Origin of the sequence: Bacteroides sp. 14(A) (genome assembly GCF_000526555.1) — a bacterium.
In the GTDB taxonomy this organism is placed as follows: Bacteria; Bacteroidota; Bacteroidia; order Bacteroidales; family Bacteroidaceae; genus Bacteroides; species Bacteroides cellulosilyticus.
Genome location: NZ_JAGH01000004.1, coordinates 710,786 through 729,543, shown reverse-complemented (window position 1 = coordinate 729,543; position 18,758 = coordinate 710,786). Strand labels below are relative to the sequence as shown.

The window sequence follows — 18,758 nt, the reverse complement described above, 5'->3', positions numbered from 1 at the left end:
TAATAAGTTAATCAATCGCCTTATTGAAATAATGCGTATGCAGCAACCGCTCCGCAGTCTCACTCAGCGGTTTACCCAGATATTCCTCATACAGAGTCTTGATGTATGGATTCTCGTGCGATTTACGCAAAGGCTTCTGTGCATCTTCCCGATACAGTGCATTGGCACGTGCATACAGCACCTCCGAGTTGCCATGATGCAACGGTTGTCCGCCTCCACCGATACAGCCACCCGGGCATGCCATAATCTCAATCACATGATACTCATTCCGCCCATGACGAATATCCTCCAACAATTGACGCGCATTACCCAGACCATGAGCAATACCCACCTTCAGTTCAAAACCATCCAGATCAATCGTCGCACGGCGCACACCGGCCAGACCACGCACCTGCTCAAAGTTTACATTCTCCAATGTCCGCCCGGTATAAATCTCATAAACCGAACGCAATGCCGCTTCCATCACACCACCGGTCGTTCCGAAGATGACACCGGCACCTGTTGAAGCTCCCATCGGATGATCAAATTCCTTATCCGTCAGTAGCGTAAAACCTACGTTAGCACGTCTGATAAGTCGTGCCAGCTCACGGGTGGAAATAGAATAATCCACGTCCGGACTGCCATCTGTCTTAAACTCATTGCGGTCGCACTCATACTTCTTCGCCAGACAAGGCATAATAGATACCACTACCAGCTTTTCACGCGGAATACCCATCTTCTCCGCCCAGAATGTCTTGGCAATGCTACCGAACATCTGCTGCGGCGAACGTGCCGTAGAAGGAATATCAAGCATATCGGGGAAATGATGTTCAAAGAAATTCACCCATGCCGGACAACAGGAAGTCAGGATAGGCAGGCGAACAGATTTATCCCCATTCATATAACGCGTCAGGCGATTCAATATCTCGGCACCTTCTTCCATGATGGTAAGGTCGGCGGCAAAGTCTGTATCAAATACATAATCAAAACCCAATTCGCGAAGAGCGTACACCATCTTTCCCGTTACTAACGTCCCGGCAGGCAGTCCGAATTCTTCACCCAGAGCCGCACGAACGGCCGGAGCTGTCTGTACAATAACTACCTTATCCGGATTTTCCAGATCCAGCAACAAGCGGTTAGTATGATCGCGTTCCGTCAATGCCCCTACCGGACAAACAGCTACACATTGTCCGCAATAAGTACATTCACTATCACTCATCATCTTATCGAAAGCCGGAGCAATCGTAGTATTAAAACCACGGCGAATGGCTCCCAAGGCGCCTACCGTCTGCACTTCATTGCATACACTCTCGCAACGTCTGCAGAATATACATTTATCCATATTCCGCACAATGGACGAAGTGACTTCACGCTTACGAGGCGAAAGTTCCCCACCATTATAAGGCATCCGCCGGATATTAAAACGTAATGCCAAAGTCTGCAACTCACAGTTGCCGCACTTCGGACAGGTAAGGCAATCATTCGGATGGTCCGAAAGTATCAGTTCAGCCACCACCTTGCGGGCATTCATCACACGCAGGGTACTGGTACGCACCACCATTCCTTCTGTACAACGGGTAGCACAGGCGGGAGCCAGATTACGGCGTCCTTCCACCTCCACGACACAGATACGGCACGAAGCCGGATTATTCTTAACGCAAGTCCCCTTCAAATCAATATGGCAAAGGGTAGGTATATCTATACCGATTTTCCGAGCGGCTTCCAGGATAGTCGAGCCTTCGGGCACGGTAATATAATGACGGTCTATTTGCAGGGTTATTTGTTTTTCTTCCATAGCAGTAGTTTTTAGCAGACATTGATTGCTTTGAATTTACAGCGTGCCATGCACATGCCGCACTTAATGCACTTGTCCGGATTGATGACATGCGGTTTGCGCACATCACCCAGAATGGCATCCGCCGGACAATGTTTAAAGCAAAGATGGCAACCGATACATAGTTCCGGATTAATGGTATAAGTCAGCAATGCTTTGCACTGCTTCGCCCGGCAGGTTTTATCCCTCACATGCTCTACGTATTCATCATAAAAGTTATTGAGCGTAGACAGTACCGGATTGGGTGAAGTCTGTCCCAACCCGCACAAGGCGGTATCCTTTATCACCTTTCCCAATGTAGAGAGTGCATCCAGATCTTTCATCGTGCCTCGTCCTTCGGTTATCTTGTTCAGCATTTCCAGCAGACGCTTGTTACCAATACGGCAGGGTGTACATTTTCCACATGATTCTTCCACCGTAAAATCAAGATAGAAACGTGATACAGAAACCATGCAATCATCCTCATCCATTACAATCATACCACCGGATCCCATCATCGATCCTTCCGCCAGCAAGTTGTCAAAGTCAATCGGTGTATCCAGGTGCTTTTCTGTCAGGCATCCCCCCGAAGGTCCGCCCGTCTGCACCGCCTTGAATTTCTTTCCTCCCTTAATGCCACCGCCAATTTCATAAATCACCTCACGCAGTGTCGTACCCATTGGCACTTCTATCAAGCCGACGTTGTTAATCTTACCGGCCAAGGCAAATACTTTAGTCCCTTTCGAACGTTCCGTACCGATAGAAGAAAACCACTCCGCTCCCTTTGTCAGGATAATAGGAATATTGGCAAGCGTCTCCACATTATTCACATTGGTCGGCTTGCCCAGATAACCAGCTTCGGCAGGGAAAGGAGGCTTCAAGGTAGGTTCACCGCGCTTTCCTTCCATAGAGTGGATAAGCGCAGTTTCCTCACCGCATACGAATGCTCCCGCTCCGTAACGTATCTCAATATCAAAACTAAAATCCGTACCGAATATATTCTTTCCCAGCAACCCGTATTCACGTGCCTGGGCAATAGCAATTTTCAATCTTTGTATGGCCAGCGGATATTCTGCCCGGATATAAACCAATCCTTTCGGAGAACCAATGGAATAACCGCAAACTGCCATAGCCTCAACAATGGAGTGCGGATCACCTTCCATGATGGAGCGATCCATAAAAGCACCGGGATCCCCTTCATCGGCATTACACACCACATATTTCATGTCGGCTTTCTGCTTATTGGCAAACTCCCACTTCAGTCCGGTAGGGAAACCACCACCACCGCGTCCGCGAAGTCCGGAACGTTTTATCACGTCAATCACTTCCTCCGGCTTTTTATGGAGCAGACTATCTGCCAATGCCATATAGCCATCCAATGCAATATATTCCTCAATGTTTTCGGGATCAATAAAACCACAGTTACGTAAAGCGATGCGCATCTGCTTCCGATAGAAATCCATGTGCTTGGAGTCACTGACGGTCTTCTCCGTCTTCGGATCGATGTAGAGCAGCCGTTCTATCTTCCGTCCCCCGATAATATGCTCTCTGACTATCTCGTCGGCATCATCAGGAACCACCTGGGTATAGAAAGTGTTATCAGGGATAATCTTTACGATAGGTCCCTTTTCACAAAAGCCGAAACAACCGGTAGTGATAATGTCCACCTTGTCGGCAATATTATTTCTCTCGAGTGCTTGCTGAAGACGTTCAGCAATAATGTGGCTGTCGGATGCCTTGCAACCTGTACCGCCACAGATCAGAATTTGCAGATGCTCGGTTCCCAATGCCAACCCACAGCATTGCGCCGCAACCGTCTCATTGCTTTCTTCGCGTAGCAAGAGCGTGCCTTCTGCCCTTTTCTTGATAATTTTCAGATCATGGATAGTTAGTACTTTCATTTTGTAATAGATTTGGGGTCGGGAACAAAGATACAAAAAGACTTGAGATTACAAAAGGAAAGCAATAAAGATTGCAGGAGGGAGAATACGAGGTTATAAATTACAATATGATATAATTCGCAAATAACAATATATAAGTATTCACGAAAAGGATATTCACTATTTGTAGGTATTGCCCCATCGCCTCATTTGTGCGACCTTTGCAGCAAACAAAAATCAGCTTATGGAAGAAATACTGAAGCGGACAACAAACGGTTTTATCTCTTTTTGTACTAAGTGCCACGCCTACCATGTAGAGTTCGGCAATCTTTTCTTCACCTTCACGGAAGATGAATTCGAACATTTCTGCCAATATATCAACTCTATCGACGGCGAATATTATCAAGAGTTGAACAAGGACATGAAGAACGCCCGCAAGATATTTCTCCGGATGCCGGTAAAAGGCTTTTATTGCGCCCTCTATCCGGATGAACTGAAGGAGTTGAGACGCCTGATCGACTTCTCCCTGACAGACGACGCCATTGAAAGTGCATTATCCTTGGAAAACTATTGTTTAAATTAAGAAGATAATTATGAAAATTGAAAAGATTGTAGCCCGCGAGATACTCGATTCACGCGGTAACCCCACGGTAGAAGTGGACGTAGTTTTGGAATGTGGTGTTATGGGACGTGCAGCCGTACCATCAGGCGCCTCAACCGGTGAACATGAAGCACTGGAATTACGCGATAAAGATCCGAAACGCTACGGTGGCAAAGGAACTTTGAAAGCCGTAGAAAACGTAAATACTATCATCGCTCCGGCCCTCATCGGCTGGTCGGCATTGGAACAACGTGCCATTGACAAGAAGATGCTGGAACTGGACGGTACTCCTACTAAATCAAAATTGGGTGCCAATGCCATTCTGGGCGTTTCTTTGGCTGTAGCCAAGGCTGCTGCAAATTACCTCGACATACCTTTATACAGATATATCGGCGGAGTAAATACTTACGTTATGCCTGTCCCCATGATGAATATCATCAATGGTGGTTCACATAGCGACGCTCCCATTGCTTTCCAGGAATTCATGATCCGCCCTGTAGGTGCACCTTCTTTCCGTGAAGGCCTGCGCATGGGTACTGAAGTATTCCACGCCTTGAAGAAAGTATTGCACGACCGCGGTCTGAGCACTGCCGTAGGAGATGAAGGAGGTTTTGCCCCTGCATTGGACGGTACTGAAGATGCACTGGATTCCATCATGGCAGCTATCAAAGCAGCAGGCTACGAACCGGGTAAAGATGTAAAAATCGGTATGGACTGTGCATCCTCTGAATTCTATAAGAATGGAGTGTACGACTACACTATCTTCGAAGGTGAGAAAGGCAAGAAGCGTACTGCAGATGAGCAGATTGATTACATGGAATATTTGATTAATAAATACCCGATTGACTCTATTGAGGACGGAATGAGCGAAAACGACTGGGACGGCTGGAAGAAGCTGACCGAACGTATCGGCGATCGTTGCCAGCTGGTAGGAGACGACTTGTTTGTAACAAACGTAGAATTCCTTGCCAAAGGCATTGCTATGGGCTGTGCCAATTCTATCCTCATTAAAGTCAACCAGATCGGCTCGCTCAGCGAAACGCTGGATGCTATCGAAATGGCTCACCGCCACGGCTATACCACGGTTACTTCCCACCGCTCCGGCGAAACGGAAGACGCCACTATTGCCGACATCGCCGTAGCAACCAACAGCGGGCAGATCAAGACCGGTTCGTTAAGCCGTTCCGATCGCATGGCTAAGTACAACCAACTGTTGCGCATCGAAGAAGAACTAAACGGACTTCCAGTATATGGCTACAAAAGAATAAAATAAAGCTTTGTAGTGAATAAGTCATAAAAGCAAATGCGGGTGCCTGTGAAGGTACCCGCATTCGCTTTATAGATATTTGCTCCCCCTCCCACAGTTCGAGTTGTAAACTTCGAACTACTTTTATGTTTCTACATGATATTCATAAAAAGAAGAATATCTTAAACCCGGTACTAAAGAATTCTCATATTGAAAAATTATATATTTTTGCACCCGCTTTCGGAAAAAGGTCCGAAGAAACTATCAATATTCAATATAACATTTTACAAAAAACATGAATCACTCTTACAAAAAAATCATTGTTCCTGCCTTGCTGGGAACGTTGTTTTTAGGCGCCTGCTCAGATGACGCATCGTTTGAGGGAGAAGGCAAACAACAAACTTATTCATTAGTAGTGAAAGGAATTACGACTTCCGGTTCAGATTCTTCTGAGGAATTACGGGATGTGTCAGTTTTCCAGTTCAGCGATGGCAACTTGTACAAGACGCAACAATTAACCCCCGAATCCAATGGCCAGTCCAGTATTTCTGCACTCAGTGGATCACGGCTATACTTCCTCACCGGAGTGACACTTCCAGTTCAGGAAGAAGGTATTACCGAAGAAGAATTCCGCAATATGACCATCGGCGAAGAACTGCACAATAATTCAGCTCCTGACTTTATGGCTGCAATTGTTGAATTGGAAAGTACTCCCCAAACACGCAGCAATCAGGAAATTAACGTTGGCATGAAACGCGGTGTAGCCCGTATAGACCTGAATACTACAGCAGACAGCAAAACATTAATCAAAGAAATAATCGTAAAGGATGCTCCGGCTGAAACATATCCGTTCATTGAAAACGCTTCCGCATCAGATAAAACAGTAAGTTACTTAAAAAAATTTGATCCAGCTTTCGGTGGAGAACAACAGGGAATCTTCCGCATTTTCGAAAGCAAACGTCCTGTTAATATTATCCTGCGTGGTACATACAATGAAATTCCCATCAGTCTCAAGATGCAATTGCCAAGTATAGAGCGTAATAAGGTTTACGAACTATCAGTACTCAACGTAGGTGCCACAGTAGAAGGAATCTTCGAAATCAAACCCTGGGAAGAAGGCGAAACAATTATCGGGAAACCTGATACAGAGCATCGTATCCTGCTTAATGCTTCCCAATCCAAAATCCCGGAAGGCATAACTGTGGATTATGAGAATAATATAGTAGAGGTACCCGCCACAGGAGTCAGTGACATGAAACTGGCATTTGTTTCCGACACCCGAATTGATATATCAGCCACTGAAGGCACTGACAGTGGCGTGAATCTCAGTGAGATGTCGGTATCTGAAGAGACAGAAGGCATAGTATCAGCATTCAATGTATCAGTGGCCGCACAAGGTAGTGGCCGACTGGGCTATACAATTCTGGTACATTTAAAAAATGCTTTGCTAAGCGGCTCTTATGATTATGTAGAGATTCGTGTGGCTCCGAGCGACAAGCAGATCGAGACCGTTGAAATGGGTGGCAGCATTTGGATGGCATTCAATGCACGCAGCCGGGATCTGGAAGACCAAGTATATCCCTTAGACGGTGCTACCGTTGAAGAGATGTACCGTAATGGCTGGGTCAGCAGTATCGGTGGTTTGTTCCAGTATGGACGGAAGTATATGTACACCCCCTGGCAAGGATATAACCCCTCAAACAATCTGGGTAATCAAACAGCCGACATACCTTGGCAAAACGATACCCATATGCCTTGTCCGGAAGGTTACCGTGTGCCAACCCGCAGCGAACTAAACTCTCTTCTCCCCAAAAATCAGGAAATTCCCGGCACTTATATAGCAGGAAACGGAGAAAAAATAACCGCTACACTCCACGTTGGCAAAGGAACCCTGACTACTCCAACCGGTGTAACAGGAACGCAACACTATGTGAAATTTACTTCTGAAGATACCGGACGTTACCTTATTATCCCTTTGGCAGGTGGAAAAGGTGACAAGTCTACAACCAATAATCCGTCTTTCGGAAAAAGAGCCGTGTTATGGACAAGCGAACGCAACGGCTGTCCCGGTGGTTATGCATGGACTTACTGGTTACCGTTTGAAGGCAAGGAAACAACTGCTATTGCCGAGAGACAATTGCAGATGGAAGCATTTGCATCCTTACGTTGTGTAAAAAAATAAAGGAGGAATTCTATGAAGATTGCAAAAATCATACTATTATTTCTGGCATTGCTACTGACCAACTGTTCAGGCGAACTTGAGCAGGAATACGGGCTCATGCCGCCTGCCCCCGGTCAGGTAACATTTCTTCTTGGATTGCAGGAAGATGACACTTCTGCCATACAGACACGCAACGGTGAACCTGAACAAATCGCCCGCATGTGGTATGCCATTGCCAATGATCGGGGAGAAATGCTCAAACCGCTGTATCAAAAGCTGGAGGCCGACTTCTCCAAACTGACCATTGAAGGATTGGGATACGGTGACTATACGGTTGTATTCCTAGCCACCACGAATCCGGAATCAAAGGCGACTATCAACGAACCCGAGCAATTGTCAGATATCTGGTTATTGAATCAGGTTGCAAAAGCCCCTCTTGATGACGTTTATTTCTATAAAAAAATAGAAGTACACATTGGCAAAGAGCAAACTGCGGAGTCGCAGATTGTGACATTGGAGAGATGCGTAGGCAAAGTTGATATAGACCTGCACGTCTCGTCCGATTATATGTGGCGCTTTATACGCAAAATCGACATCACATTTGACGATGCCGAAGGAATATATGCCGGTCTCAGTGCAAATGGTGAATACTCCGGTACGGAAAGCATTGAATCTTATGACATCACGGAAAATCGTTCATTTTACTCATTGCCAAGTAAAGAGGCACTTTCCGGATTCGTAACGATCGAGTCAAACCGCAGTGATGGTACATCGTTTGTACACAAATACCGCTTCAGCAACTGCAAAATCGAAGCAGGTCGTATCTCCCACATCAGCATTGATTACCGGCACCCGGAAAGCCTGGACGGGTTGCTTTATATCCGTGAAGAAGATTTCTCCCGCTTCCGTACCGACACAATGTTTTTAGCTAACGAGCCACGAGACATCTTCTATAACAGTAAGCACCGTTCCTTTTATGTAAACGCACCGTTGCAAGTGTCCATCTCGGATGAACATCAATTACTGGTTAAATTCTTCTCACCTGTTGCTATTCATGATGTGACGATTTTATGTCGATTCAATAAAATCAGTACCGAATTCCTTGAATTGGCACATTTCGATCTGATTTATCCTTTCATGGAAGCCACTTTCCCGTTGCCCGTCGTAAGCTCTGACCGAACATTCACCACCAGTAGCGGCAGAAAGATAGTAATACCTGCACAACCGGAACTTTCCGGTGACGATGTTACGCTTGTTATCCGGACGGAAGATCCATACATGAAGAAGATAGAGCAGATAGACAGTCGATGGTTCATTCGTTTCTCAGCTTATTCAGCCGACAACGGACACGCTTATTGGCGGCACATGAATCCATTATTATGTCGTCACGGGGTAGCATTGGCCACCAATATGGCTTTCATGTTCTCTTCAGAAGAGTTTAACACAGAGATGAATAAATACGAAGGCAAACTGAAGGACAACGGAGGAAATGCCATCAACCTGGATGCATTACGCCAGAGAATCCGCAGTCATGGAGGCCTCGTATTAGGTCGCGTATCAGGTGTTGGTGGTCTGGGAGGAGGTACCACCTACGGATTGGCAGACTATTGTTACACCGGAGTCTATTTTGACGCAACACCGCTGGGATCTAATCCGCACAACTATGCGCGGCAAGCTATGTTCCATGAATATGGACATTGTTTAGGTTATAACCACAGCAGTACCATGACTTATGGCGACCAATGGACAGTACTCTGCGCCACAGTATTCGTAAATATGGGGCAAGAGGATAAATTACCCGTAAGTTCAAAAGACGTAATCGCCAATTTACCGATGTAAAAAACACAAAAGTAAATAAAAGCAAAAAGGGAGGAAGCAGATATGAGTAAATCAAATTTCTGCCCCTCCCCTTTTAATATGATATTAATAAAGACCTATTACTTCTGAACCTCTCCTTTTTCATTGAAAAGAACTGGATTCTCCGTACCGGATGCATCCACCAACGTTACCTTGTAAGTCTTGGTTCCATCCTCAGCCACTTCAACGGCTGCCTCTTTGATGGTGGCTTCCGAGTAGTTTTCTTTGATGGCATCCTGAACGGCCTGTGGGAGTTCTTTTACATCAATCGGTTTAAACTCGTTGATCATCGTTGCAATTTCAACGTCTGATACCATGTTGTTAGCAAATGCCACTGAAGTACCCAATCCGATTACCAATGCTACTGCTAAAAATAACTTTTTCATGATGCAAATGCAACTTTCATTTAAACAAGGCTTTTATACGAGGGCGAAGTCTATCCAATAATTCTTCACCAGAAATAGCAGATTTTATATTATCCCGTTCTCTCGTAGCAATGCCAAGATCAATCTTTGAATAAGCAACAAAAGACTCACTTGCTTTCTGCTGTATCGGTTCTTGTTCCTTATATACTTTAAACTTACCTATATCTCAATATATTTTCTACAAAGGAAATTTACAATATTGGATTATCCTAATAATCATTCAATAATTTGTACTGCTACGTTAATACTCAAATTAGAGCATATCCTTTTTATAAGGCACCAGAATAGGTACCTCACAAAAAAATGTTATCAAATTCGATTGATTTTTAACTATTGGCATACAGCCAAGTCTATATTTTGCGGTGCCAGACTCAAAAAATCTCTGCAACCGTTAAAAATTCCGGTAAAAAACTTGCCAAAATAATCCCATGCGGACCTGCCTTGCAGCTTAACCAGTCTATCCGGTAAGCGACCTCGTTACATTCGTCATCTTTGATTATCCGCATAAACTGATAGCCCGCTACAAACTTTTTCTCGAAAAGACGATAGGAACGGTTATCATAGGCGAACAGCCGAACGATACGGCGGTCTTTCGACATGACGATATAAATGTCACCGTCTGAAGGCTCACTGCTCAAGGTTAGCTCCACGCATATACGCACGGGAAGCGCCCCGGGCCTTTGCACGGATTCCGGTGTCTGTATCCTGCATGGGAAGGAACTGTCCTTCTTGACCGGGTTTTCCCCTAAAGGAGAAGACGGCACGGAATCCGATGGCGGAACCGAGGGAACACCGTCCACTTGAACTTCCACTATTTTCTGCAGGTATCCTTGTACCATTTATGAAAAATGTTGTAAGGAACGTTATTCTTTGAACAAAATGACTGAAGAGACACTCCATGAGGAACGGCCTCTGTTTGGTACTGGTATTAAAATCTTTCAAGATCTTCGCTACTATACATAATTGTTGGATTTAATTTCCAACAAAGATATAGATAGCATTTTTAAGTCATAATTTGAGGGCTTACAATAAGTCATAAAAGCGAATGCGGGTGCCTGTAAAGGTACCCGCATTCGCTTTATATTCAGTCATACAAAATAAACAATCAGTCAAAATAAGAATATAATTCCTTGAACTTTACGTCCAGTTCATTCAACAGATTCGGTTGCACCTCCAGCTCCGTCTTACGAATCAATAGATATGAACTCTTCTTGATATTAAAAAAGTGCTCAAACGCCTCCTCAGTAAAATAGGTTGCCATAAAACGCCTATAAATACGAAAGCGTTTAGTGTTAACATCGGATTCATCCTGCATATTTGCTCCTATAAAACCAAAAGAAGAATGTGGATTGATATTCCCAATCTCATGCATAATAGCTATACAGGTATTAATTACTGGACGAGCTTCATTCAATCCCGTCATCAAGCTATACTTATTAGGGCTATTCCGATGGGCTTTAAGATGAAATTTTACTGCATAAAAATCACATTGATAAACTTCTACCCACACCCAGTACCACTGGTGAGATTTTGGAGATTTAAAAGTATAAAGTAATTTATATTTTAGAAAAGTAGTTATCGGATTGACTTCTTCAACTCTTTGGACAAAATGGTATGAATAATGGGGAATCTCCATTATTACATTACATAAGGATATACATCAACACGAAGGCGTTTCAGTTCTTCTGTAGGAACTTTGACAAATCCGTTACCAGACATCAATTTTTCTTTTTCTTCTTTAGAAAAAGTACCTGATATCTCATTCAGATTTACAACATTCTTCTTTAAGATTCTGCTGTTTTTTATATTCCTTTTCAAGCTCCCCATAATGTCTTATTCTTTATCTTACTACAAAGGTACAAACTCTTCATTAATAAACAATCTTTTTCTATTTTTCTTTTCTATAGATTATTATACTTAACTTCTATTACATCAAAAACACAATAAAAGAGGTGCCCATGCGAGCACCTTTTTTATTGCGTACATAACTTATTTCTGAACTTCCCCTTTTTCATTGAAAAGGACCGGATTCTCTGTACCGGCTGCATCTACCAATGTTACCTTGTAAGTCTTGGTTCCATCCTCAGCCACTTCAACGGCTGCCTCTTTGATGGTCGCTTCCGAGTAGTTTTCTTTAATGGCATCCTGAACTGCCTGTGGAAGTTCTTTTACATCAATCGGTTTAAACTCGTTGATCATCGTTGCGATTTCAACATCTGATACCATGTTGTTAGCAAATACCACTGAAGTACCCAATCCCATTACCAATGCTACTGCTAAAAATAACTTTTTCATAATTCTAATTGTTTAAGTTAAACATTTCTTGTTAGCTCTCACATAATATAATGCAAGACGTATGCCAAAGTTAGTTTCAGAGTAGGATAACACTATATATCAAACATTTACATCCATAATGGCATAAAAATATTTTTCTATTTTGAGTATTTTTTCCACAATTATGTAGAAACCTGTCTACAATAAACTACAAGTTACTTCATACAACAGCCTTTTATTTGCTCTACAATATAAGCCACATCTTCATCCGTCACCCAAGGACCGGCAGGAATGCATAAACCCATATTAAACAAACGTTCAGAAACACCATTCACATAACAAGGATTAGTTGCATAGACAGGCTGCAAATGCATAGGTTTCCACAAGGGACGGGTCTCAATTCCCTGTTCATCCAGTTTACACCGGACCTCATCATAATTAGTACCGGTCTTCACTGGATCTATCAGAATAGTAGACAGCCAATAATTAGCGTTGAAACGACCATCAGGATTAGATTTCAACGTTATACCATCCACACCTTCAAAAGCCTTCTCGTAAAGAGCATGTACATGGCGGTGATGCGCAATATGCTCATCCAGCACAGTCATCTGACCACGACCGATACCCGCACAAATATTACTCATACGATAATTGTAACCGATCTTTTCATGCTGGTAATGAGGGAAAGGTTCACGAGCCTGCGTAGCATAAAACATCGTCTGCTTCTTGGCGCTTTCATCAGGAACGATCAAAGCCCCGCCACCCGAAGTAGTAATCATCTTATTACCGTTAAAAGACAACACGCCAAAGGTACCGAAAGTACCGCACTTCTGCCCCTTAAACTCAGAACCTAAAGCTTCCGCAGCATCCTCCAGCACTGGAATATCATATTTAGCGGCTATCGCGCAAATCTCATCAATCCTGGCAGGCATACCGTAAAGATGAACAGGAAGAATAGCTTTCGGCTTCTTACCCGTCTTTGCGATTCTGTCCTTGATAGCTTCTTCCAGCAAAACAGGGTCCATATTCCAGGTATCCTCCTCACTGTCGACAAACACAGGTTTAGCTCCCTGGTAAGCTACAGGATTGGCCGACGCACAGAACGTAAACGACTGGCAGATAACCTCATCACCGGCTCCTACACCAAGTTGGATTAATCCCAGATGGATGGCTGCCGTACCCGCAGATAAAGCTACAACTTCCTTATCCTGTCCTACAAAATGTTTCAGTTCATCTTCGAAAGCATTCACGTTGGGACCCAAAGGAACAACCCAGTTAGTATCGAAAGCTTCCTTTATAAAACCCTGCTCCTTGCCGCTCATGTGAGCAAGGCAAAGATAAATTCTCTTGTCCATTAAATTATTATGATTAAAAGAAAACGATTATAAACTTTTTATAATTCTGCATCTATTACCCGCAGCCAGAACATTATCCGGAATATCTTTTGTAACAACAGAACCGGCACCTATCACACTCCATTTCCCAATCTTCACCCCTGGAATAATAGTTGAACCAGCACCAATCCAAGTACCCTCTCCAACCGAGACATTACCGCAAAGAGTGCAGTGAGGAGAAATATGTACATAATCTTCAATCACGCACTCATGATCCACCGAAGCACCGGTATTGATTATACAATGTCTACCAAGACAGACATCCGATTGTATTATCGCGCCTTGCATCACCACCGTGCCTTCACTTATTTCAGATTCTTCGGATATAATTGCTGAAGGATGGAAAGCTTTACCAAAAGTCACATTCAGACTTTCTGCTATTTTCTTGCGGATACTATTACTTCCAATGCTGATTATCAGCGGTCCCCGGACTTCCGAAGAACATAATACGGGATAACCAAGAAGACTATGGATCGCTTCATTATCATCAAACAACGCTTCAACATTCTCATTATTTGCACGTAAAATATCAATGATCACCTTTGCATGACCACTGGCACCATATAAATACATTATCTAATATTTCAGTTATTTCCGATAAAAGGTTCCATTGTTACTGAAGTATCAGAACTGATACCTTCGCGTACAAAGACTTTTTTCACTGTTAAAAATATAATTTTCAAATCCAGCAGAAAGGAACAATGATCCACATACCATACGTCCAGTTCAAACTTCTTTGTCCAACTGATAGCATTGCGTCCGTTCACCTGAGCCCATCCCGTAATACCCGGACGAACTTCATGGCGGCGAGCTTGTTCCTTTGAATAAAGAGGAAGATATTGGGGTAGTAAGGGACGGGGACCAATCAGGGACATATCACCTTTCAAGACATTGAATAATTGAGGAAGTTCATCTACTGAAGTGGAACGGATGAACTTTCCTATTTTTGTCAAACGCTTCTCATCTGGTAATAGATCACCATTTTCATCACGTTCGTCAGTCATCGTTTTAAATTTGATGACTTTGAAAATCTTACCATACTGGCCTGGACGTTCCTGAGTAAAAAAAGCTCCAGCCCCTCTATTTGCAAAATGTAGCCAAAGAGTCATGATTAATAATATCGGCCAAATAATAACCAACACCCCAAAAACGACTATAAAATCTATCAATCGTTTTAAAAAGAAAGAATACATATTCATTTAGACAACAATTGATATTCTGCCAACAGCGCTTCCCAAACCTTATGCTGCTCATACCGTTCCACTATCATGGGTCTGGCTCGTTCCGCCATTTTCTTAACTTCGTCATTTCGATGCTCATAAAACCATTTCATTACTTCATAGAGAGCATTTTCATCACGTGGAGGAATAATCTTACCATTCACACCATCTTGAATGATTTCATTACAACCGGTAATATTCGTTGTTATACATGGAACCCCCAAGGCACCTGCCTCCATAAGCACCATACCAAAACCTTCTCTATATGATGGCAAGATAAAGACATCTGAAGCACACATAAATGGTCGGACATCCTTTTGATTTCCCCAATAATGAATATAAGGATTCAAATCTATTTCAGTTTTAGTATTTTCCTCTATCGGATTATCGTCTTCAAATGGACCAATTAATATCAAAATCATATCATGGTATAGATCAGTTATTCTTTTAAATGCAGATACCAATTCATTTATGCCTTTATCTTTCACAATACGACCAGCAAAACCAAAAACGAACTTATCATCCAAATCCGCAACAGAGGAAAGGACTTCTGCTGAAATCATTTTCCTATCAAATTTAGTAACATCAATACCATTAGAGCTTCCATTTCCTACCACTTTTAGCTTGGCTACCCTACAAATTCTATCAGTTATCAATATTGCTTTCACCCCATTGCTCACACAAAGAACTTCTGTTGAGCAATAACACGAAATACGCTCCATCATTTTTAAAACAGACCGCATAAAACCACTATATCCTTGGTATCTAAGCCCATGACACATATAAATTCTTACAGGTACACCAGTTAGTTTGGCAGCTATCATTGACAAAAAACTTCCCTTAGGAGTATTGCCGTGAACGATATCCGGCTTATTTTTTCTAAAAAAAGAAATGATTTTTATGAGACTTTTAAAATCATGCAGAAGAGATATTGATCTCACCATCGGAATGCAGTGTGTCTCAATCCCTTCCGTCTCACCAAATTTTTCAAGGGCATCTCTATCAGAAGAAATAGCAACAATTTCAAAATTGTTACTTAAATATGCCAACTGTCCCCTAAAAAAATTCAATGATAAAGGAATAGTAGTTACGATATAAAACAACTTTTTATTTCTCATTTGTATAAAGTTTATCTACACTGTTATCCTTGTTTCAATATAATCCGTGGCTTGGGTAATACTACTGTAGCATTATCGGGTATATCCTCCACTACCACACAATTTGCTCCAACTTTTACATTATTGCCGATGCATACATTCGGAAGAATTTTTGCACCAGCACCAAGTATTACATTATGTCCTATTACAACTCCCCCTTGAGAAATAGTGACCTGTTGATATATAATTATATTTTCACCAATACACACATCATGCCCCACTATAATACCATTAGGTCCATGAGGAAGATGCGGAGAAGTAGCAAAAAAAGCACCGGCATTTATATTAGTACCGAATGAGCAATTATGATAAGCATCAGTTTTCTTTATATAATAAAGATAGTAAAGCTTCAGCAACAGATTTGTCTTATCTTGAGGATTAGTCACAACAGCACGACGTTTCCAGTATTTCTCATGATTGTAGTGTTGTATCCACGACAGAATTATACGTCCTAATTTATGTTGAAAAGAGAAAGGATTCATTTCACTATAGAGATAAGGTATTGATAAAATGACTCTCTCCTTTGCTGAAGAACAGAATCATAATAGTTTTTGGCAAATTCATAGTTTCTATTTGCTTCCTTGTTCGCCATATCTATGTGGGTCAGTAAGAATTCAATTTTATTTGCCAAAGCCAATGAATCACCAGCTCGAATTAACATTTGTTTATTTAACAACTCCGGTATACCGCCCACTTGGGTTCCAATACATGGTACCCCCATAGCCATTGCCTCTATTAAGGCGCGTGGTAACCCCTCAGTACGTGACACTAACAGAAAAAGATCAGAATTCTTCAATTCTTCATCCACTTCTTCTCGACTTACATTTCCCTTAAAGTTCACATCATTAGTAATATGTAAAGCCGATGCCAACTTTTGCATTTCTCCTTTATTTTTGCCTTCCCCCAACCATGTTAACCTACAATACACCCCTCTATCCTTTAATAACGCCAATGCCTCCAACACCACATCCGGTGCTTTGTACATTTGTTCCAAAGAACCTACTGACAAAAGATTATACTTTTCTTTCTTATACAAGACTTTTTCTGAGGACGGTAAATTCCGAGAACTAATCTGTACATCTGACGCAGAAATACTAAATACAGAATTGTTCACCGGATAACGCTTTTGCAACTGATTTTCCGTAACATACAGAGCAGCGGCTGCACGGACAACAGTCCGCTTCAAATCATAAGTCCCTCTATAGCGAAAAAAAACACGAAATGGATGTCTGACGGCTCCAGGGGCAAATACATCCCAAGGATCTCCCACTACTTCCACACCATAAGGTATCTTACATCTTCTCAAATGGTCCGCCACAAGTGTTCCTATTTCTCCAGGAACCCGACAAATATAAACACAGCCAGGCATTAAACTATTTGCAACTATCTTATTGAGTTTTCTCCGTGTCTTTAATATTGTATAGGCCCCAAATAATACGGCAAATCTATAAATGAAACACGTTCACTCGATGCTAAATACTTATCGTTTATTGGACAATCATCATCAGAAAGCACACGTGCCATCACATACACATGATTAAATTTACACAAATAACGTTGCCACAAATTATTCGTAAGACCTCCATCAATACTATATACCAAACCTGAAGATCTACGCACCAAACGTGCTTCCGTACAAAAAACTAAATCCATAGAATATAATCTTATAACTCTTTTCTAAATTTAGCGAATAAGTCATCCGCATTAAAACATTTCTGTGCCCACTCCTTACACCTATACTTATCTCTATTGACCTCCCCTTTATAGATTCGTTCTATTACTTTTACAGCCTTTTCTGCATCACAAGGAGAAAGGAGTAAAGAATACATTTCTACAGGAACCGATTCCTTTATTGAAGCTATGTCAGAAGCCACAAAAGGCAATCCCGTAGCCATAGCCTCAATCAAAGCATTAGGTTGCCCTTCTGTTAAAGACGGGAAATAATATAAATCAAATAATGGAAGGATACGAAGTACATCACTTCTATAACCTAACAGATGAATTTGTCCATCCAATCCCATTTGCTGAACTATCATTTCATATTTTTCTCTCACTCCCTTACCCACTAATACAAAATGGATATCTTTATGCCTGTGACAAAGTTCCGAAGCAACTTTTAAAATAGTATCATGATTCTTTGCCTCATTACAGCGTCCGGTATGCCCCACAATGAAAGCATCAGAAGGCAAACTGAATTCTTGGAGTAACTGCTTCTTTCCCTGCTGTGATAGCTTTTTCATATCCATTCCATTATAGATAACCTCAAAGCGTTCTGATATCCTGTTACGTTTTGGAAAAAAGAAATCAAGTGCTGCCACTGAATTTGAGAGTATCTTAGTAGCAAAAACCAAGACCAATCTTCTCATACCAGCATTATAGAGTAAACGAAAAGGTGTCTCTTTAAAATGATTTGTAGAACCACGATAAAATACAATTCTCTTTTTTACTCTTGCCAACCAAGCTATCCCAAGAGGCAACCCTGCAAAATTCCCTGTAAAATCACAAACCGTATCTATCCCTTCATTCTTTAGTAATTTATAAAATCTATAATATTGCTTTCCTAAAATATAAGAAAAGCGCATAGGCAAGACTCTTACCATTCGGGCATATTGGGGATAAAGTTCTCCAAAACCACCCGATTTACAAATCACAATAGCTTCATGTTCTTGATAGTATTCCAAATATCTTAGTAGATAGGTTTCAATGCCACCTTGGTCCAAGGTAGTTATAAGAAAGAGAGTTTTCATCTTA

General features: G+C 42.2%; 19 protein-coding genes. 4 read left to right on the top strand and 15 right to left on the bottom strand.

The window, feature by feature from the left end; all coding sequences use genetic code 11:
* Window positions 1-7: 7 nt before the first annotated feature.
* A complete protein-coding gene (locus K429_RS0121900; protein ID WP_007209909.1) occupies window positions 8-1,774 on the bottom strand; it encodes an NADH-dependent [FeFe] hydrogenase, group A6 in 1,767 nt (588 codons plus the stop codon).
* Between the two features lie 11 nt (window positions 1,775-1,785).
* Window positions 1,786-3,693: an NADH-quinone oxidoreductase subunit NuoF gene (gene nuoF / locus K429_RS0121895; RefSeq protein ID WP_007209910.1), complete on the bottom strand. Its 1,908-nt coding sequence runs from the start codon at window positions 3,691-3,693 to the stop codon at window positions 1,786-1,788.
* A gap of 223 nt (window positions 3,694-3,916) precedes the next feature.
* Here nuoF and K429_RS0121890 point away from each other — a divergent pair, with 223 nt between their 5' ends.
* The 4 genes from K429_RS0121890 (at window position 3,917) to K429_RS0121870 (ending at window position 9,519) form a co-directional block, all read left to right on the top strand.
* Window positions 3,917-4,255 carry a DUF6686 family protein gene (locus tag K429_RS0121890; RefSeq protein ID WP_007209912.1) on the top strand — a complete coding sequence of 113 codons (339 nt, stop codon included), beginning with the start codon at window positions 3,917-3,919 and terminating at the stop codon, window positions 4,253-4,255.
* 10 nt (window positions 4,256-4,265) lie between these two features.
* Window positions 4,266-5,546 (top strand): phosphopyruvate hydratase, encoded by a 1,281-nt coding sequence (gene eno, locus K429_RS0121885; RefSeq protein ID WP_007216262.1) that lies wholly within the window; start codon window positions 4,266-4,268, stop codon window positions 5,544-5,546.
* Window positions 5,547-5,814: 268 nt separating this feature from the next.
* Window positions 5,815-7,701: an FISUMP domain-containing protein gene (locus K429_RS0121875; protein WP_029328041.1), complete on the top strand. Its 1,887-nt coding sequence runs from the start codon at window positions 5,815-5,817 to the stop codon at window positions 7,699-7,701.
* A 12-nt stretch (window positions 7,702-7,713) separates the two neighbouring features.
* Window positions 7,714-9,519 carry a hypothetical protein gene (locus K429_RS0121870; protein ID WP_029328040.1) on the top strand — a complete coding sequence of 602 codons (1,806 nt, stop codon included), beginning with the start codon at window positions 7,714-7,716 and terminating at the stop codon, window positions 9,517-9,519.
* 98 nt (window positions 9,520-9,617) lie between these two features.
* Here K429_RS0121870 and K429_RS0121865 read toward each other — a convergent pair whose 3' ends face one another.
* From K429_RS0121865 to K429_RS0121805, 13 genes are all read right to left on the bottom strand, one after another.
* On the bottom strand, window positions 9,618-9,923 hold the full coding sequence (locus K429_RS0121865; RefSeq protein ID WP_029328039.1) for a hypothetical protein: 306 nt from the start codon (window positions 9,921-9,923) through the stop codon (window positions 9,618-9,620).
* 410 nt (window positions 9,924-10,333) lie between these two features.
* Window positions 10,334-10,801, bottom strand: a complete 468-nt coding sequence (locus K429_RS30415) for a hypothetical protein (RefSeq protein ID WP_155923452.1) — start codon at window positions 10,799-10,801, stop codon at window positions 10,334-10,336.
* A gap of 266 nt (window positions 10,802-11,067) precedes the next feature.
* Entirely contained in the window at window positions 11,068-11,385 is a 318-nt protein-coding gene (locus K429_RS31010; protein WP_231501909.1) for a hypothetical protein, read from the bottom strand.
* Window positions 11,386-11,600: 215 nt separating this feature from the next.
* The gene (locus tag K429_RS0121845; protein ID WP_029328037.1) at window positions 11,601-11,789 is read right to left on the bottom strand and encodes a hypothetical protein; all 189 of its coding nucleotides are present in this window, start codon (window positions 11,787-11,789) and stop codon (window positions 11,601-11,603) included.
* 162 nt (window positions 11,790-11,951) lie between these two features.
* Entirely contained in the window at window positions 11,952-12,257 is a 306-nt protein-coding gene (locus K429_RS0121840) for a hypothetical protein (protein ID WP_029328036.1), read from the bottom strand.
* A 194-nt stretch (window positions 12,258-12,451) separates the two neighbouring features.
* Window positions 12,452-13,591 carry a DegT/DnrJ/EryC1/StrS aminotransferase family protein gene (locus K429_RS0121835; RefSeq protein WP_029328035.1) on the bottom strand — a complete coding sequence of 380 codons (1,140 nt, stop codon included), beginning with the start codon at window positions 13,589-13,591 and terminating at the stop codon, window positions 12,452-12,454.
* 27 nt (window positions 13,592-13,618) lie between these two features.
* Complete coding sequence (locus K429_RS0121830; RefSeq protein WP_007209919.1) at window positions 13,619-14,203, bottom strand: acetyltransferase; 585 nt, start codon at window positions 14,201-14,203, stop codon at window positions 13,619-13,621.
* A gap of 11 nt (window positions 14,204-14,214) precedes the next feature.
* Window positions 14,215-14,823, bottom strand: coding sequence for a sugar transferase (locus K429_RS0121825; RefSeq protein ID WP_029328034.1), 609 nt, complete (start codon window positions 14,821-14,823; stop codon window positions 14,215-14,217).
* A gap of 2 nt (window positions 14,824-14,825) precedes the next feature.
* Window positions 14,826-15,968 (bottom strand): glycosyltransferase family 4 protein, encoded by a 1,143-nt coding sequence (locus K429_RS0121820; RefSeq protein ID WP_007209921.1) that lies wholly within the window; start codon window positions 15,966-15,968, stop codon window positions 14,826-14,828.
* 23 nt (window positions 15,969-15,991) lie between these two features.
* On the bottom strand, window positions 15,992-16,393 hold the full coding sequence (locus tag K429_RS0121815) for a serine O-acetyltransferase (protein WP_227071654.1): 402 nt from the start codon (window positions 16,391-16,393) through the stop codon (window positions 15,992-15,994).
* A 92-nt stretch (window positions 16,394-16,485) separates the two neighbouring features.
* Complete coding sequence (locus K429_RS29045; RefSeq protein WP_231501908.1) at window positions 16,486-17,286, bottom strand: glycosyltransferase family 4 protein; 801 nt, start codon at window positions 17,284-17,286, stop codon at window positions 16,486-16,488.
* Window positions 17,287-17,417: 131 nt separating this feature from the next.
* The gene (locus K429_RS31005) at window positions 17,418-17,660 is read right to left on the bottom strand and encodes a hypothetical protein (protein ID WP_044097038.1); all 243 of its coding nucleotides are present in this window, start codon (window positions 17,658-17,660) and stop codon (window positions 17,418-17,420) included.
* 11 nt (window positions 17,661-17,671) lie between these two features.
* The gene (locus tag K429_RS0121805) at window positions 17,672-18,754 is read right to left on the bottom strand and encodes a glycosyltransferase (protein ID WP_007209924.1); all 1,083 of its coding nucleotides are present in this window, start codon (window positions 18,752-18,754) and stop codon (window positions 17,672-17,674) included.
* Between the last annotated feature and the right edge of the window lie 4 nt (window positions 18,755-18,758).

Coding starts and splice junctions, on each gene's coding strand:
- K429_RS0121900 (WP_007209909.1), bottom strand. CDS start 1,774: ATGGAAGAAAAACAAATAACCCTGCAAATAGACCGTCATTATATTACC.
- K429_RS0121870 (WP_029328040.1), top strand. CDS start 7,714: ATGAAGATTGCAAAAATCATACTATTATTTCTGGCATTGCTACTGACC.
- K429_RS0121865 (WP_029328039.1), bottom strand. CDS start 9,923: ATGAAAAAGTTATTTTTAGCAGTAGCATTGGTAATCGGATTGGGTACT.
- K429_RS0121875 (WP_029328041.1), top strand. CDS start 5,815: ATGAATCACTCTTACAAAAAAATCATTGTTCCTGCCTTGCTGGGAACG.
- K429_RS0121820 (WP_007209921.1), bottom strand. CDS start 15,968: ATGAGAAATAAAAAGTTGTTTTATATCGTAACTACTATTCCTTTATCA.
- K429_RS0121825 (WP_029328034.1), bottom strand. CDS start 14,823: ATGTATTCTTTCTTTTTAAAACGATTGATAGATTTTATAGTCGTTTTT.
- K429_RS0121835 (WP_029328035.1), bottom strand. CDS start 13,591: ATGGACAAGAGAATTTATCTTTGCCTTGCTCACATGAGCGGCAAGGAG.
- nuoF (WP_007209910.1), bottom strand. CDS start 3,693: ATGAAAGTACTAACTATCCATGATCTGAAAATTATCAAGAAAAGGGCA.
- K429_RS31005 (WP_044097038.1), bottom strand. CDS start 17,660: ATGGATTTAGTTTTTTGTACGGAAGCACGTTTGGTGCGTAGATCTTCA.
- K429_RS0121830 (WP_007209919.1), bottom strand. CDS start 14,203: ATGTATTTATATGGTGCCAGTGGTCATGCAAAGGTGATCATTGATATT.
- K429_RS30415 (WP_155923452.1), bottom strand. CDS start 10,801: ATGGTACAAGGATACCTGCAGAAAATAGTGGAAGTTCAAGTGGACGGT.
- K429_RS0121890 (WP_007209912.1), top strand. CDS start 3,917: ATGGAAGAAATACTGAAGCGGACAACAAACGGTTTTATCTCTTTTTGT.
- K429_RS0121840 (WP_029328036.1), bottom strand. CDS start 12,257: ATGAAAAAGTTATTTTTAGCAGTAGCATTGGTAATGGGATTGGGTACT.
- K429_RS0121845 (WP_029328037.1), bottom strand. CDS start 11,789: ATGGGGAGCTTGAAAAGGAATATAAAAAACAGCAGAATCTTAAAGAAG.
- K429_RS31010 (WP_231501909.1), bottom strand. CDS start 11,385: ATGACGGGATTGAATGAAGCTCGTCCAGTAATTAATACCTGTATAGCT.
- K429_RS0121805 (WP_007209924.1), bottom strand. CDS start 18,754: ATGAAAACTCTCTTTCTTATAACTACCTTGGACCAAGGTGGCATTGAA.
- eno (WP_007216262.1), top strand. CDS start 4,266: ATGAAAATTGAAAAGATTGTAGCCCGCGAGATACTCGATTCACGCGGT.